We start from the raw sequence: 15,071 nt of genomic DNA, 5'->3' as shown, positions 1-15,071 counted from the left end.
GTACTCCGCTTCACCGCGGGCACCTCGGGACGGGGAAGTCCCTTTCATTCGTTAGACCGCAATGACTCCAGCAGAAGCCAAACTCGTAGGCCGTCTCCTCCACGCCCAGTCCGTTGCTAAGGCGGTAACAATCGTCGTGCTCGACAGTGGCGCCGAATGTCGCGTTTATGAAGTCGCGTCTGGGCAAGACATGCACGCCGAGTTTGAGCACTTCACCACTTCTCCCGCGCCTCGTGGTGAAGCGAAGTATGCTGAGTTCGTCTATGCGAATGAAGTTGTTCGAATCATCGATCAGGGCACGGGGAAGGTGCTTTTTGCGGTCTAACCTGCCGCTCCACCACGACGCGCCTGGCGCGCCTGGCGCGCCCGGCGCGCTCGCAAGCTCGCGCGCCGTTCGCGCGGGTGAGCGCCGGCGTTAGGCGTCAACAACACCCATCTTTTCTCATGCATCGACTGCTCATTCCCGTCCTGGCGCTCGTCTTGTCTGCCTGCGATCAGGAAGCCATGTTCGAGAAGTTTGTTCCCAAAGAAGAGGCGGCGCTGGCGAAGCAGGTGATTTTCCAACTCACAGCGCGCGACTTCGCTTCAGTCGAAGCACAGTTGGATCCGAGCCTTCGGTCACCTGACCTCCGAAGCAAGCTGGACGAGATGGCAAAGCAAGTTCCGTCCGGCGAACCTATGAGCATTCGCACCGTCGGCGCCCACACCAACACCACGAACTCGATCACGCGCTTCGACCTGACGTTCGAGTATCAATACAAGGACACTTGGCTAGTTGCCAATGCTGTTCTCGAGCGCCGGGACGGTAAGGTCGTGGTGCAGGGTATTCACTTCACGCCTCGCACCAGGTCGCTCGAGGCAGAGAACGCATTCACGCTTGCAGGAAAGAGCGCGCTGCACTATGCAGTACTTGCCCTTGCCGTGGCGATTCCCTTGCTCGTTGTCTACGCGCTCATCGTGTGCGTGAGAACCAAGGTTCCAAAGCGCAAGTGGCTGTGGCTGCTGTTCGTAGCCGTTGGTCTGGTGCAGTTCCAGTTCAACTGGACAACTGGCGCATGGGGTATCCAACCCCTCAGCTTTGCGCTGCTCGGTGCCGGCTTCTTCAAGGCAGGGCCTGTGGCGCCCTACATCTTCACCTTGGCGTTCCCGCTGGGAGCACTGGTGTTCCTGAAGAAGCGCCGTTCCTATGCCCAGCGAGTTGACGCCTAACCCTTCGCTCGAGTCGCGGACCCACAAAGGCAGGCCGCGCTACAGTGCATCGTCATTCTCACTTCCGCGCGGCCTGCCTTTGAGGTCCGCTCAGCTCAAACGCTAGGCCTCTCGAACTCCACCGATGCAAGATCCACGGCGCTTCTGGAACTGGTTTGCCGGCGCAAGGCCACGCTTGGAGCGCTTCTCCCACAGCCGCGACGACGCACTGCTAGATGAACTGCAGGCTGAGCTTCAGACCTACTCCCAGGGCCTCTGGTTCGAGATGGGAGGCCATCCAGATGGACCGCTTGAACTGGTCATCTCCGCGGAAGGTGATCCTGACTACTTTGAGGATGTCAGGCACCTTGTCGCGGCTGCTCCAGAGACACCCGGTTGGTGTTTCGTAGCTTTCAAGCCGCCGCAAGGCTTTGAGTTTCGGACCGAGTATGAAGGCGTGATCGTCGATCCGAGTGAATGCTGGTTTCTGCCGCTTGAGTCCAAGTCCAACCCAGCTTCACTAGGTTTACGAGTCGCCGTGCCAGGCCTCACTGCCGAACGTACCCAGGCCTACCGGGCCGCCGTGCACATTGTTCTGGACACGGGGCTTGGCGAGTTGGTTGCCGCGGAGGCCGTTCACCACCTAGAAGTTGTCGCTCCGCCCGACTCACAAGAACGCGACGGGTACATCGAGTTGAGAGAGCTGGGCAAGTACATCATGTGGCGCGAGCAGCGTGAGGCCTAACACCTCGTTCAGCCCCCGACCCGCTACGGCAAGCCTTGTAAGGCCGGGCAGCGCCAGAGGTAGCATCGTCGCCGCCCGGCCTTACAAGGCTCGCCTCCGCGGTCGGGGGTAACTCAAACGCTAGGCCACATGAGTTCCCCGCCTGAGATCATCGCAACGCCGTGGAAAGAGTCGTCCGGCACTTGCGATTGCTGCGGCCGTACGTCCAAGACGGTTTGGGGCGATCTATCTGTAGAAACCACTGCGCTGGCGACCTATTTCGTCCGATGGACGGTCGACGCTCCGGAGCACGACGTGAACGTCGATCTGGTTATTGGAGCGTGGGGCGAAGGAACGACGTCTCAAGATCGCGTGCTCGTCTCAGTGCTCTATCGACCCTCATCGGAAGGCGGTTCGTTCATGGTCATCGATGGTGAGAGTCGTCACGCAGCCACGAGCGAACTCTGCGGTCGTGCAATGCGCCGGGCCGAAGTTGTCGGCACGCCGTTCGCTCAAGAGGTGTTCTCGCTATTGGATGGTCTGTGGCTTACCGATCCTCGAATTTCCGAGATAAGGGCATTCAACGATCTGGCGTAGCCCTTCCGTCGAGCGGACGGCCAAGAGGTTTCGCCTTTTGTCGTCCGCTCTTGCCAACGCAAGGGCTTCCCCGTCTGTCAAGCGAATGAATCCCGTCGAGCCGCGCGAGCGGCTCGATTCACTTCTGATCGGTCTTCTGTCGCTTCACCGCGCTGCTTGCGCGTCACTTCGACAGGTCGAGCCAGGTGCGGACGGACACTGCGCCGGACTCACGCCGGCCACCTGAACGACTCGCCACGCGCGAGCTTCGCGCAGCACGACTCAGTCGCCGTCTTCGTTCTCCTGCGCCAGTTGCGACTTGAGCCGGTAGGCGTCGATGTCGAAGTCGGTGCTGTCCGAGACGGCGGTCAGCACGAGGGGCGCGATGCGCTCCCTTTCCTCGTCGACCTCGGCGCTCTTGAAGCCGGCTTCCGTGGCCTGGGCAAACAGCGCCTCCAGAAGCCGCCGGGCCTTCGCGGGGTGGCTCTCGAGGTCGGGATTGGCGCCGGGAGGAATGTTCTCCTCGATCCATGTCTCGACCCAACGCAGGAAGCGCTTGCTCATGACGGCCCACCCATCTGCTGCGGGAATTCGGCGCCGGTGTCCCGCCCCACCGTGATCGACCCGGGAGCCCGGCTCGAGCGAGACCGAGCTTACTGCAGGGCCCGCACAGGCGCCGGCCGGCCGTACCATGCGCGGCGAGAGGAGGTGTCCGGAAACGGCCAGCCGGCCGATGAAGGCGGGGCTAGGGTCGCAGCCATTTCAAGGAGCGCACGATGCAGACCCCGGATGCGAAGAAGTCGTACGGCACCGTCAGCCCCGACACCCTGCGGCAGCTGTCCGGCCTGGAGTTCGTGGAAGGGCTGGCAACGGGCGCGCTGCCCCTGAACCCGATGGCCCGGACGCTGGGCTACGACGTCGTGGCGGTCGAGAAGGGACGCGTGGTGATCACTGCAGAGCCCGAGGAGGCTCACTTCAATCCCTGGGGCACGGTGCACGGCGGGCTCGCCGCGACGCTGCTCGACAGCTGCATGGGCCTGGCGATCCAGTCGACCGTGGACCGGGGCATCGTGTCGACGACGCTCGAGTTCAAGATCTCGTTCATCCGCCCCATCACGACGGACACCGGCTTGATCCACGCCGAAGGCAAGGTGCTCGGCAGCGGGCGCCGCGCGGGCACCGCGGAAGGCCGGGTCACCGACGGGAAGGGGCGTCTCCTGGCGCACGGCACGACCACATGCCTGATCTTCGAGGTTCCCGCCCCATGAGGCGCCGCGGGGCGAGCCGGCCCCTCGTGAGCATCGGCCGTCGCTGTGCTGCTGTACGTCCTTGACCTCTTCGGCGTGGCCGTCTTCGCGGCCAGCGGAGCACTCGCCGGCATCGCGGTGCAGTTCGATCTGCTGGGGGTGCTGGTGCTGGCGTCCATCACGGCCGTCGGCGGCGGCACGCTTCGCGATGTGCTGCTCGGCAGGCATCCGGTCTTCTGGATCCGCGATGCCGGCCCCATCTACGTGATTCTCGCGGCGACGGCGGTCACGCTGGTGTGGGTGCATCTTCTTCCGGTGCCGGTCGATGCCCTGCTGATCGCCGACGCGCTGGGGCTGGCGCTGTTCGCGATCTCCGGCGCGCAGGTCGCCGAGAAGGCAGGCTGTCACTCGCTGGTCGTCGTGCTGATGGGCACGATCACCGGGGCCGGCGGCGGCGTCGTCCGGGACCTCCTGTCCGGCAAGGTGCCGCTGATCCTTCGCCAGGACATCTATGCGTCCGCGGCCATCGCCGGTATCGTGGTGTACCTGTTGCTGCGGGCGGCCAGGGCGCCGACGGCCGGCGCGTTCGCCGGCGGCGTCGTCACGGTGGCGGCCACCCGGCTGGCGGCCATCGCCTTCGATCTGAAGCTGCCGGTCTTCTCGTTGCCGCAGTGAGCGGGGCTATCGGGCCACCGCAGGAGCCCCCATGTTCGACCACGTCAAGTTCGGAGTCAGCGACTTTGCCGAGAGCAAGGCGTTCTTCCTCGCGGCGCTGGGCCCGCTGGGTGTCGTCGTCGTGGCCGAGGGGGCGCCGGGCTATGGCGTGGAGCTGTGCCCACCGGACGGCACGGTGTCCCTGTGCCTGTTCCAGACCGACGAGAAGCCGGCGCATCTGCACCTGGCGTTCGTGGCCCGGAGTCGCCAGCAGGTCCAGGCCTTCCACCGCGCCGCGCTGGCGGCGGGCGGCAGGGACCACGGCGCGCCGGGCCTGCGGCCGCACTACCACCCGAACTACTATGCAGCCTTCGTCATCGGGCCGGACGGGCACAACATCGAGGCGGTCTGCCACGAACCCGAGTTCTGAGTCCGCAGCGCCTTGGGGGTCGCATGACGCTACGCATCGCATCGTGCAGCTGCGGTCAGCTGCAAGCGCGGACCGACGCGGATCCGGCCTTCCCGGCGCCGTCGTTCTCGGTCTACGAGGAGCGGATGCACGCCTGGGTCGGCCTGCCCGATGCGATGGACCACATGCCCTGAGGCCGCCAGGCAGTCCATGAGCAGCTTCAACCAGGACATGCGCCCGCAGGTGGAGGCCGATCTCGGCTTCAGTCACCGCTCGCGCAAGTCGGGCGAGGTGCAGGTGCTGCACCGCGGCGTGCTGGCCGCCACGCTGCGCGGCGCCGACGCGCGGGACTTCCTCGCCGAGCTTGCATCGTGCTCGCCGGCCGATGCGCAGCAGCTGATGGCGCGCCTGACCGGCAACTACAAGCGCGGGAACGAGCGCCAGGCTGCCGCGCACCCGCGCAACCGGCGCCAGGGCGCCTGACCCGCACGGTGCAGGTCAGGGAGCCACCATGCGCAGGATCCCTGTCTGCAAGCAGCCCCCCTGATACTCGCGACAAGGAGGACCCGCCGATGGTCACGCTGAACTTCCTGATCACCTCGCTGATCGTCGTGCTGATCCCCGGCACCGGTGTGGTGTTCACCGTCTCGACCGGCCTGGCGCTCGGCCGGCGTGCGAGCGTCTACGCGTCGCTGGGCTGCACGGCCGGCATCGTGCCGCACCTGGTGGCCACGGTGGCGGGCCTGTCGGCGGTGATGCACACCAGTGCGCTGGCTTTCCAGGTGCTCAAGTTCGCCGGCGTGGCCTACCTGCTGTACCTGGCGGTCGCCACCTGGCGCGACAAGGCGGCGTTCGCGGTCGGCGACGCGCCGGCGGCGGCCTCGGCCTGGAGCCTCGTCAGCCGGGCCTGCCTGCTGAACATCCTCAACCCCAAGCTCACGATCTTCTTCCTGGCCTTCCTGCCGCAGTTCGTGGCGGCGGACTCGCCGTCGCCGCTGCTGCACCTGCTGCTGCTGAGCGGGGTGTTCATGGCGATGACCTTCGTGGTGTTCGTGATCTACGGGCTGCTGGCCAACGCCTTCCGGCGCGCCGTCGTCGAGTCGCCGCGCGTGCAGGCCTGGCTGCGGCGCAGCTTCGCGGCGATCTTCGCGGGGCTGGGGGCGCGGCTGGCGCTGTCGGACCGCTGAGCCGAATGGCCTTGCGCAGCCCGCCGTCGCGTGGCCCGGCCATGACGATCCATCCGGGCGATCGGCCGGGCTGCATCGGGCGCATCGTGCAGATGCACGGCGAGTTCTACGCGGCGGCGGCCGGCTTCGGCGTCGACTTCGAGGCCAAGGTGGCGACGGAGCTGTCGGACTTCTGCCGGCGCCGGGTCGAGGGCCGCGACGGCCTGTGGCTGGCGCTGGACGGCGATCGCATCGAGGGCTCGATCGCCATCGACGGACTGCACGCCGCCGAGGAGGGCGCCCACCTGCGCTGGTTCATCGCGTCGGGGGCCGCGCGCGGCAGCGGCGTCGGCCGCGCCTTGCTGGGCGAGGCGCTGGCCTTCTGCGACGCGCGCGGCTACGGGCGGACTTTCCTGTGGACCTTCGATGCGCTGCACGCGGCCCGTCACCTGTACGAGCAGCACGGCTTTGCGCTCGCGCACACGCAACGCGGTGCGCAGTGGGGTCGCGAGGTCACCGAGCAGCGCTTCGTCCGCGCGGCGCCGGGCATGGCCGACGCCGGCGGGGCCTGACCGTCACGAGGAGCACCGGGCATGTGCCGCAACATCCGCACCCTGTTCAACTTCGAGCCGCCAGCGACCGAGCTGGAGATCCGCGATGCCGCACTGCAGTTCGTGCGCAAGCTGAGCGGCTTCAACGTGCCGTCCCGCGCCAACGAAGCGGCCTTCGACGAAGCGGTGCAGGACGTGGCCGCGGCGACGCGGCGCCTGATGGCCGCCCTGGTGACGAACGCCGAACCGCGCGATCGCGAGGTCGAGGCAGCGAAGGCGAAGGCGCGCTCGGCGCTGCGCTTCGGGGACGCGGGCCGGTGACCGCGACCGCGCTCTTCACCGCCGCGGTACCCGCGGGCGCGCTGCGTGCGCGCGAGCTGGAGCCCGGCGACGTGCCGGCGCTGCAGCGCTTCTTCGACGACAACCCGGCCTACTTCATGGCCGTGCACGGCGAGCCGGCGCATGCCGCGGAGGCGCAGCAGGAGTTCGACGACGCGCCGCCGGCCGGCATGGGCTATCGGCGCCGCTGGCTGCTGGCCTTCGAGGGCGCGGACGGGCGCCTGGTCGGCATGGCCAGCCTGGTCGAGGACTTTCTTGCGGACGCGGTCTGGCACATCGGGCTCTTCGTCGTCGCGACCGCGCTGCACGGCCAGGGCGCCGCGCCGGCGCTGTATGCCGCGATGGAGGCCTGGATGCGCGGCCGCGGCGCGCGCTGGATCCGCCTGGGCGCCGTGCGCGACCACGCGCGCGCGGAACGCTTCTGGTGGCGCCAGGGCTATGTCGAGGTGCGCCAGCGCGTCGGCGTCGCGATGGGCCGGCGCGTCAACGACCTGCGCGTGATGGTCAAGCCGCTGGGCGAGACCGGCGTGGACGCCTATCTCGAGCGCGTCGCGCGCGACAATCCGGGCGCCCCGTAGGCCGCTGGAGGAGTGCGCGATGGCCGAAGCCAAGACCCGACCGACCGGCGCCAGCGTCGCGGGCTTCATCGCCGGCGTCGGCGATGCCCAGCGGCGCGCCGACTGCCAGGAGGTCGCGCGCCGCATGCGCGCCGCGACCGGCGCCGAGGCCGAGATGTGGGGCAGCAGCATCGTCGGCTTCGGGCGCACCCTGCTGACCTATGCCGACGGCCGCCGCAGCGACTGGCCGATCGTCGGCTTCTCGCCGCGCAAGAACGACCTGACGCTGTACCTGATGGCCGGCTTCGAGGATCACGCGGCGCTGATGGCCCGCCTGGGCCGGCACAAGACCGGCCGGTCCTGCCTCTATCTCAAGCGCCTGTCCGACGTCGACCTGGACGTGCTGCAGGCGCTGATCGAGGCCTCGGTGGCGGCGATGGCCGGGCAGCGCGTGCCCTCCGATAACGTCGACCGGCCCTAGCACATCGCCGGGGCGGGGCCGCGGCGGACGGGCTCCGTAAAATCGTCGCGTGAGCCTGCCGCCCCGCTACGTCCATCTGCGCACCCACACCGAATACTCGGTGGTCGACGGCACGCTGCGCATCGACGACATGGTGGAGGCGGCCGCGGCCGACGGGCAGCCGGCGCTGGCGATCACCGACCTGTCCAACCTGTTCGGCGCGATCAAGTTCTACGGCAAGGCGCGCGGCCGCGGCGTGCAGCCGCTGCTGGGCGCCGAGCTGTGGCTCGAGCCCGAGGCCGGGCCGGGCGCGACCGACCGGCATCCGAGTCGCCTGCTGCTGCTGGTGCAGGACCGCAGGGGCTACCTCAACCTGTGCACGCTGATCTCGCACGCATGGACCGAGAACGTGCAGCGCCACCAGGCCTGCGTCGGCTGGGCCACGCTGCAGCAGCATGCCGAGGGCCTGGTCGCGCTGTCGGGTGCGGACCTCGGCGCCGTCGGGCAGATGCTGCTGGCCGGCGACACGGCACGCGCCGAGGCGCTGGCGCGCCGGCTGGCGGCGATCTTTCCGCAACGCTTCTACCTGGAGCTGTGGCGCGCCGGGCAAGCCGGCAACGAGGCCCAGGTGCGCGGCGCGGTGCCGCTGGCGGCAAAGCTGGGCCTGCCGGTGGTGGCGACGCATCCGGTGCAGTTCCTGACGCCCGACGACTACGAGGCGCACGAGGCGCGGGTCTGCATCGCCGAGGGCGAGACGCTGACCAACCCGCGGCGCATCAAGCGCTTCACGCGCGAGCAGTATTTCAAGACGGCCGCGCAGATGGCCGAGCTGTTTGCGGACCTGCCGTCGGCGCTGGCCAACACGCTGCAGCTCGCGCGACGCTGCAGCCTGAGCCTGGTGCTGGGCAAGCCGCAGCTGCCCGACTTTCCGACGCCCGAGGTCGACGGCGTGCGGCTCGCGCCCGAGGCCTACTTCCGCCACGCCTCGCGCGAGGGACTGGAAGAGCGTCTCGCGCAGCTCTACCCCGACGCCGCGCAGCGCGACCGCGAACGCCCGCGCTACGTGGAGCGGCTGGAGTTCGAGATCGAGACCATCCTGAAGATGGGCTTCCCGGGCTACTTCCTGATCGTCGCGGACTTCATCAACTGGGCCAAGACGCACGGCTGCCCGGTCGGGCCGGGTCGCGGCTCGGGCGCCGGGTCGCTGGTGGCCTATTCGCTGAAGATCACCGACCTCGATCCGCTGGCCTACAACCTGCTGTTCGAGCGCTTCCTCAACCCGGACCGCGTGTCGATGCCGGACTTCGACATCGACTTCTGCCAGGGCAACCGCGACCGCGTGATCGACTACGTCAAGGCCAAGTACGGGCGCGACGCGGTGAGCCAGATCGCGACCTTCGGCACGATGGCGGCGAAGGCCGCGCTGCGCGACGTGGGCCGCGTGCTGGGCATGGGCTACGGCCACGTCGACAGCATCGCCAAGCTGGTGCCGGCGCCGCCCGGCAAGTCGGTGACGCTCAAGCGGCCGGGCGAGCATCCCGACCCGGGCCTGATCTACGCGCGCAAGGAAGCGCCCGAGATCGAGCAGCGCGAGCAGAAGGAAGAAGAGGTCGCCGAGCTGCTGGCGCTGGCCGAGCGTGTGGAAGGCACGGTGCGCAACGTCGGCATGCACGCCGGCGGCGTGCTGATCGCGCCGGGCCGGATCACCGACTTCTGCCCGCTGTACCAGCAGCCGGGCAGCGACGCGGCGGTGAGCCAGTTCGACAAGGACGACGTCGAGGCGATCGGCCTGGTGAAGTTCGACTTCCTGGGCCTGGCGACGCTGACCATCCTGGAGCTGTGCAAGGACCTGATCCGCGCGCGCCACGAGGCGCGTCGCGACTTCGCGTTCGAGCAGCTGGCGCTGGACGATCGCGCGACCTACAAGCTGCTGTCCGAGGGCAAGACGGTCGCGGTGTTCCAGCTCGAAAGCCGCGGCATGCAGGGCATGCTGCGCGACGCGCGGCCCAGCGTCTTCGAGGACATCATCGCGCTGGTGGCGCTGTACCGGCCGGGGCCGATGGACCTGATCCCGAGCTTCTGCGCGCGCAAGCACGGCCGCGAGGAGGTCGAGTACCCGCACCCGCTGATGCGCGAGGTGCTGGAGGAGACCTACGGGATCATGGTCTACCAGGAGCAGGTGATGCAGGTCGCCCAGCTGCTGGGCGGCTACTCGCTCGGCGGCGCCGACCTGCTGCGCCGCGCGATGGGCAAGAAGAAGCTCGAGGAGATGGTGGCGCACCGCACCACCTTCGCCGAGGGCGCGGCGAAGAAGGGCATTCCCGAGCCGAAGGCCAACGAGATCTTCGACCTGATGGAGAAGTTCGCGGGCTACGGCTTCAACAAGTCGCACGCCGCCGCGTACGCGCTGCTGGCGTATCACACGGCCTGGGCCAAGGTGCACTACCCGGCCGAGTTCACCGCGGCCAACATGAGCGTGTCGATCGACGACACCGACAAGCTCAAGATCTTCCACGACGATGCGGTCGCCAACCTGGGCATCGTGTTCGAGGCGCCGGACGTCAACCGCGGCGGCTACCGCTTCGAGCCGGTCGGCGAGCGCAGCGTCCGCTACGGGCTGGGGGCGATCAAGGGCACGGGCCAGGGCGCGATCGAGGCCATCGTCGAGGCGCGCGAGGCCGACGGAGCTTTCAGGAGCCTGTTCGACCTGTGCGCGCGCGTCGACCGCACGCGCGTCAACAAGCGCGTCGTCGAGGCGCTGATCAAGGGCGGCGCCTTCGATGCGCTGCACGCCGATCGCGCGGTGCTGATGGCCAGCGTGCCGCTGGCCTTCGACTACGCCGACACGCAGGCGGCGCATGCCGACCAGGGCGGGCTGTTCGACAGCGGCGACTCGCATGCGGCATCGACGCACGAGCCGGAGCTGGTCGCGGCGACACCGTGGAGCATCCGCGAGCAGCTGTCGCAGGAGAAGCAGGCGCTGGGCTTCTACCTGTCGGGCCACCTCTTCGACGAGTGCGAGGCCGAGGTGCGGCAGTTCGCCAAGCGCCGCATCGCCGACCTGCTGGACTCGCGCGAGCCGCAGCTGCTGGCCGGCATCGTCAGCGAGCTGCGGGTCGTCAACGGCCAGCGCGGCCGCGTCGCGATCTTCAAGCTCGACGACAAGAGCGAGACGATCGAGGCGGTCGCCAACGAGGAGCTGCTCAACGCGCACCGCGAGCGGCTGGCCGAGGACGAGCTGATCGTCGTGCAGGGCAAGGTGCAGCCGGACCGCTTCTCGGGCGGGCTGCGGCTCAACGTGAACCAGGTCTGGGACCTGGCCGGTGCGCGCTGCCGCTTCGGGCGCTACCTGCGCGTGGCGGTCAACGGCAGCACGCCGCCGGTCGGCGAGCTGCTGCGCGCCTTTCCGCCGCGCCACGTGCAGACCGATCAGGGCGAGCTGACCCAGGGCCTGGCGGTGCGCCTGGTGCTGCAGCGCCCGGGCGTGCAGGGCGAGCTGGACCTCGGCGAGGACGGACGCTTCTTCCCGACCGATGCTGCGCTGTCGCGCTGGAAGGCCAGCGCCCACGGCCAGGCGAGCGTGGTCTATGAGTAGTGAGCCAGGGGCCGGCCGGCTGAAAAGTCTTGTCACAGGCGCCGGTCGGCGCGGTGCGAGCATGCAGCGTTGGAACTGTCATGCCTATCACGAGGAGTCAAGAATGAAGCGCCTGATCCTGAGCACCCTGCTGGCCCTCGCGGCCGGCGCCCCGGCCCTGGCAGCCGATGTCGGCGTCTCGGTGAGCATCGGCCAGCCGGGCTTCTACGGTCGCATCGACATCGGCAACTATCCGCAGCCGGCGGTGATCTACCCGCAGCCGGTGGTGATCGCGCCGGCGCCCTATGCGGTGGTGCAGCAACCGATCTACCTGCGCGTGCCGCCGGGCCACGCCAAGAACTGGGGCAAGCACTGCGGCCGCTACAACGCCTGCGGCCAGCGCGTCTACTTCGTGCAGGACAGCTGGTACAACGACGTGTACGCGCCGCGCTATCGCGACGACCATCGGCGCGATCACCGCGACGATCACCGCGGCAAGGGCAAAGGCAAGGGGCACGGCAACGGCAAGCACGGCCGCGACTGATCGCCGGCGCAGGCGGCGGCATCGATAAGCGCCGCTTCCGACCGCCAAATCCGCCCTTCTGCACCGCCGGGGCCGCGACTATGCTGGCCCCGTGACACCGACCACGGGCCTCGTCCTCACCGGTGGCGGCGCGCGCGCCGCCTACCAGGTTGGCGTGCTGTCGGCGCTGAGCCGGCTGCGCCGTCAGGCCGGCGTGCGCGAAGGCAACCCTTTCCCCGTGATCGCCGGCACCTCGGCCGGCGCGATCAATGCCGCGGCGCTGGCCTGCGGCGCCGACGACTTCGACCGCGCGGTCAAGCTGCTGCTGCGCGTGTGGCGCAACTTCGAGGCCGGACAGGTCTACCGCGCCGATGCCTTCGGCGTGATCCGCACCGGCGCGCGCTGGCTGACGCTGTTCACCGCCGGCTGGGCGCTGGCGCGCTGGCGCCGCGCGCGGCCGCGCTCGCTGCTCGACAACGCGCCGCTCGAGGACCTGCTGCGCCAGTTGCTGCCGCTGGAGCGCGTGCCGAGCCTGATCGACGGAGGCGCACTCAAGGGCCTGGCGATCAGCGCGTCGAGCTACAGCGCGGGCGAGCACGTGACCTTCTACGACGCGCCGATCGAGCTGCCGCCGTGGACGCGCTCGCAGCGCGTTGCCACGCGGGCGCGGCTGGAGGTGGCGCATCTGATGGCCTCGTCGGCCATCCCCTTCATCTTTCCGGCGGTGCCGCTGCTGCGCGACGGCGAATCCGAGTACTTCGGCGACGGTTCGATGCGCCAGGCCGCGCCGATCTCTCCGGCCGTGCACCTGGGCGCCGAGCGCATCCTCGTGATCGGCGCGGGGCGGCTCCACGAGCCGGCCGGTGCGCGGCAGGCGGCCGTCGGCTATCCGAGCCTGGCGCAGATCGCCGGTCACGCGCTGTCGAACATCTTCCTGGACGCGCTGGCGGTGGACATCGAGCGGCTGCAGCGCATCAACCACACGCTGTCGCTGCTGAGCGCCGAGCAGCGTGCCAACACCAGCCTGCGACCGATCGAGCTGCTGGTGATCGCGCCGAGCCAGCGGCTCGACGACATCGCCGCGCGCCACCTGCAGGCGCTGCCGACGCCGGTGCGGGCGATGCTGCGCTCGGTCGGCGTCAGCGACGTGGCGCAGGACACGCGCCGCGGCGCGACGCTGGCGAGCTACCTGCTCTTCGAGGCGCCGTACACGCGCGAGCTGATCGCGCTGGGCGAGGCCGACACGATGGCGCGGCGTGACGACGTGCTGAGATTCTTCGGCTGGGCCGGCGACGCCGAGTCGACCGACCCGCCGCCGCAGCTCAGCGACTGGGCGCCTGGGCCTTGACCATCGCCTCGTAGGCCTTGCCGTTGACGGTGAGGCCGGCGGCCGAGAAGCGCGCCGCGTTGCCGGCGCCGACACCGGGCACGCGGTCGATCAGGTCGGCCCAGTCCTTGAACGCGCTGCTGCTGCGCTCCTTCATCAGCTTGGTCGACAGTCCCGGGCCGATGCCCTTGACGCCCTCCAGCGCGGCCTGGTCCGCGCGGTTGACGTCGACGGCCGCGGCGAGGCTGCAGGACAGGGCGAGCAGGGCACCCACGATGAGCTTGTACATGGCGATCCTCCTTGAGTGGTCGTCGCTTCGGATGAGGCGACCGGTTCACTCTAGAGGTGCAGGATCGCTGCCGCGACCTGCGTGCGGGGGACGCTGCGGAGACGCCCCCCGGCGGAGGGCCCGGCCTCAGGGAGCCTGTGCGGCGAGCCAGCGCACGTAGCGGTCGACGCCGGTGGCCACGTCGGCGAACGCGACGTCGCAGCCGGTGGCGCGCAGCGCCGTCAGGTCGGCCTGCGTGTGGCACTGGTACTTGCCGACCAGGGCCTCGGGGAAGGGGATGTACTGCACGAGGCCGCGTGTCACCTGGTCGGCCAGCGACAAGGGGGCCTCGCCCTTCAGCGCCCGGCAGGCGTTGACCGTCGCATGCGCCACGTCGTTGAAGGGCTGCGCACGACCGCTGCCGAGATTGAAGAGGCCGCTGGCCAGCGGGTGCTGCAGGAACCAGAGGTTCACCGCGACGACATCGTCGACCCAGACGAAGTCGCGCTCCTGCTCGCCGGCCGCGTAGCCGCCGTAGTCGCCGAACAGCTTGACCGTGCCGTGCTCGCGGAACTGGTTGAAGTGGTGGAAGGCGACCGAGGCCATGCGACCCTTGTGACCTTCGCGCGGCCCGTAGACGTTGAAGTAGCGGAAGCCCGCGACCTGCGAGCGTGCGGCCGGCAGGTGGCGGCGCACGACCTGGTCGAACAGCAGCTTCGAGTAGCCGTAGACGTTGAGCGGCTTCTCGTTGGCCGGCTCCTCGCGGAAGGCGCTGCTGCCGCCGTAGGTGGCGGCCGACGACGCGTACAGCAGCCGCGTGCCGCTGGCCAGGCAGGCGTCGAGCAGGTCCTTGGACGCGCGGTAGTTGGTGTCGAGCATGTAGCGCCCGTCGTGCTCCATCGTGTCGGAGCAGGCGCCCTGGTGGAAGACGACGTCGACCTTGCCGAAGTCGCCGCGCGCGAAGCGCTCGTAGAACACGGTCTTGTCGAAGTAGTCGGCGATGCGCGCCTCGACGAGGTTGGTGAACTTGGGACCCTGGGTCAGGTTGTCGACCGCGACGATGTCGTCGATGCCCAGGCGGTTGAGGCCCAGCACGAGGTTGCTGCCGATCATGCCCGCAGCGCCGGTGACGACCACCTTCATGACGAGAACAACTCCTCGTAGCCGACGCTCGCGGTGCCGGCCTTGCCGACGACGATGCTGCCGGCGCGGTTGGCGATCGGCATCGCTTCGCGCGGCGTCAGGCCGCAGGCCAGCAGCGCGGCCATCGCGGCGATCACGGTGTCGCCGGCGCCGGTGACGTCGAAGACCTCGCGCGCCTCGGCCGGCACGCTGGCGTCGCCGGCGGCATCGAAGATCGTCATGCCTTCCTCGCTGCGCGTCAGCAGCAGCGCCTGCAGGCCGAGCTCGGTGCGCAGGGCCTGGGCGCGTTCGCGCAGCTGCGCTTCGCTGCTCCACGCGCCGATGACCTGCGCCAGCTCGGCGCGGTTGGGCGTGATCACGTCGGC

General features: G+C 69.1%; 21 protein-coding genes. 17 read left to right on the top strand and 4 right to left on the bottom strand.

Translation table 11 applies throughout. The annotated features are described in order from the left end of the window. The first annotated feature begins 61 nt into the window (after positions 1-61). The 4 genes from QZV97_RS06530 (at position 62) to QZV97_RS06515 (ending at position 2,509) form a co-directional block, all read left to right on the top strand. Positions 62-325: a hypothetical protein gene (locus QZV97_RS06530; RefSeq protein ID WP_295640328.1), complete on the top strand. Its 264-nt coding sequence runs from the start codon at positions 62-64 to the stop codon at positions 323-325. Between the two features lie 119 nt (positions 326-444). After that, the gene (locus QZV97_RS06525; protein ID WP_295640325.1) at positions 445-1,209 is read left to right on the top strand and encodes a hypothetical protein; all 765 of its coding nucleotides are present in this window, start codon (positions 445-447) and stop codon (positions 1,207-1,209) included. Between the two features lie 124 nt (positions 1,210-1,333). Continuing rightward, positions 1,334-1,933: a hypothetical protein gene (locus tag QZV97_RS06520; protein ID WP_295640322.1), complete on the top strand. Its 600-nt coding sequence runs from the start codon at positions 1,334-1,336 to the stop codon at positions 1,931-1,933. A gap of 129 nt (positions 1,934-2,062) precedes the next feature. Further along, positions 2,063-2,509, top strand: a complete 447-nt coding sequence (locus QZV97_RS06515) for a hypothetical protein (RefSeq protein ID WP_295640319.1) — start codon at positions 2,063-2,065, stop codon at positions 2,507-2,509. Between the two features lie 261 nt (positions 2,510-2,770). Here QZV97_RS06515 and QZV97_RS06510 read toward each other — a convergent pair whose 3' ends face one another. Further along, on the bottom strand, positions 2,771-3,052 hold the full coding sequence (locus QZV97_RS06510) for a DUF768 domain-containing protein (protein WP_295640316.1): 282 nt from the start codon (positions 3,050-3,052) through the stop codon (positions 2,771-2,773). Between the two features lie 212 nt (positions 3,053-3,264). Here QZV97_RS06510 and QZV97_RS06505 point away from each other — a divergent pair, with 212 nt between their 5' ends. The 13 genes from QZV97_RS06505 (at position 3,265) to QZV97_RS06445 (ending at position 13,316) form a co-directional block, all read left to right on the top strand. After that, positions 3,265-3,756, top strand: a complete 492-nt coding sequence (locus QZV97_RS06505; RefSeq protein WP_295640313.1) for a PaaI family thioesterase — start codon at positions 3,265-3,267, stop codon at positions 3,754-3,756. 45 nt (positions 3,757-3,801) lie between these two features. Continuing rightward, positions 3,802-4,410, top strand: a complete 609-nt coding sequence (locus QZV97_RS06500; protein ID WP_295640308.1) for a trimeric intracellular cation channel family protein — start codon at positions 3,802-3,804, stop codon at positions 4,408-4,410. A 31-nt stretch (positions 4,411-4,441) separates the two neighbouring features. Next, positions 4,442-4,819, top strand: a complete 378-nt coding sequence (locus tag QZV97_RS06495) for a VOC family protein (RefSeq protein WP_295640305.1) — start codon at positions 4,442-4,444, stop codon at positions 4,817-4,819. Between the two features lie 23 nt (positions 4,820-4,842). Continuing rightward, a complete protein-coding gene (locus QZV97_RS06490; RefSeq protein ID WP_295640304.1) occupies positions 4,843-4,992 on the top strand; it encodes a hypothetical protein in 150 nt (49 codons plus the stop codon). A gap of 16 nt (positions 4,993-5,008) precedes the next feature. Next, positions 5,009-5,281, top strand: a complete 273-nt coding sequence (locus QZV97_RS06485; protein ID WP_295640302.1) for a hypothetical protein — start codon at positions 5,009-5,011, stop codon at positions 5,279-5,281. An 89-nt stretch (positions 5,282-5,370) separates the two neighbouring features. After that, positions 5,371-5,985, top strand: a complete 615-nt coding sequence (locus QZV97_RS06480) for a LysE family translocator (protein WP_295640299.1) — start codon at positions 5,371-5,373, stop codon at positions 5,983-5,985. Between the two features lie 41 nt (positions 5,986-6,026). Next, positions 6,027-6,536 carry a GNAT family N-acetyltransferase gene (locus tag QZV97_RS06475; protein WP_295640296.1) on the top strand — a complete coding sequence of 170 codons (510 nt, stop codon included), beginning with the start codon at positions 6,027-6,029 and terminating at the stop codon, positions 6,534-6,536. 21 nt (positions 6,537-6,557) lie between these two features. Then, positions 6,558-6,836 (top strand): DUF2277 domain-containing protein, encoded by a 279-nt coding sequence (locus tag QZV97_RS06470; RefSeq protein ID WP_295640293.1) that lies wholly within the window; start codon positions 6,558-6,560, stop codon positions 6,834-6,836. Beyond that, positions 6,833-7,432 carry a GNAT family N-acetyltransferase gene (locus QZV97_RS06465; protein WP_295640290.1) on the top strand — a complete coding sequence of 200 codons (600 nt, stop codon included), beginning with the start codon at positions 6,833-6,835 and terminating at the stop codon, positions 7,430-7,432. Before QZV97_RS06470 ends, QZV97_RS06465 begins: the two co-directional genes overlap by 4 nt. A 19-nt stretch (positions 7,433-7,451) precedes the next feature. Next, positions 7,452-7,892 carry a DUF1801 domain-containing protein gene (locus tag QZV97_RS06460; protein ID WP_295640286.1) on the top strand — a complete coding sequence of 147 codons (441 nt, stop codon included), beginning with the start codon at positions 7,452-7,454 and terminating at the stop codon, positions 7,890-7,892. A 55-nt stretch (positions 7,893-7,947) separates the two neighbouring features. Next, positions 7,948-11,466 (top strand): DNA polymerase III subunit alpha, encoded by a 3,519-nt coding sequence (dnaE, locus tag QZV97_RS06455; RefSeq protein ID WP_295640351.1) that lies wholly within the window; start codon positions 7,948-7,950, stop codon positions 11,464-11,466. Between the two features lie 103 nt (positions 11,467-11,569). Then, positions 11,570-11,989 (top strand): hypothetical protein, encoded by a 420-nt coding sequence (locus tag QZV97_RS06450; protein ID WP_295640283.1) that lies wholly within the window; start codon positions 11,570-11,572, stop codon positions 11,987-11,989. Between the two features lie 91 nt (positions 11,990-12,080). Then, the gene (locus QZV97_RS06445; protein WP_295640281.1) at positions 12,081-13,316 is read left to right on the top strand and encodes a patatin-like phospholipase family protein; all 1,236 of its coding nucleotides are present in this window, start codon (positions 12,081-12,083) and stop codon (positions 13,314-13,316) included. Here the strand turns inward: QZV97_RS06445 and QZV97_RS06440 are convergent. The 3 genes from QZV97_RS06440 to QZV97_RS06430 all read right to left on the bottom strand — a co-directional run. After that, complete coding sequence (locus QZV97_RS06440; RefSeq protein WP_295640278.1) at positions 13,291-13,584, bottom strand: hypothetical protein; 294 nt, start codon at positions 13,582-13,584, stop codon at positions 13,291-13,293. The two genes, QZV97_RS06445 and QZV97_RS06440, sit on opposite strands and share 26 nt — an antisense overlap. 126 nt (positions 13,585-13,710) lie before the next feature. Continuing rightward, a complete protein-coding gene (gene rfaD / locus QZV97_RS06435) occupies positions 13,711-14,706 on the bottom strand; it encodes an ADP-glyceromanno-heptose 6-epimerase (RefSeq protein ID WP_295640274.1) in 996 nt (331 codons plus the stop codon). Further along, the coding region (locus tag QZV97_RS06430; RefSeq protein ID WP_295640271.1) for a PfkB family carbohydrate kinase at positions 14,703-15,071 on the bottom strand (369 nt) is incomplete at its 5' end. The genes rfaD and QZV97_RS06430, both read right to left, overlap by 4 nt.

This window comes from uncultured Methylibium sp., assembly GCF_902826655.1.
Lineage (GTDB): Bacteria > Pseudomonadota > Gammaproteobacteria > Burkholderiales > Burkholderiaceae_C > Methylibium.
Note: the sequence above shows the minus strand (reverse complement) of the source record. Positions and strands in the feature narration are given on the sequence as shown.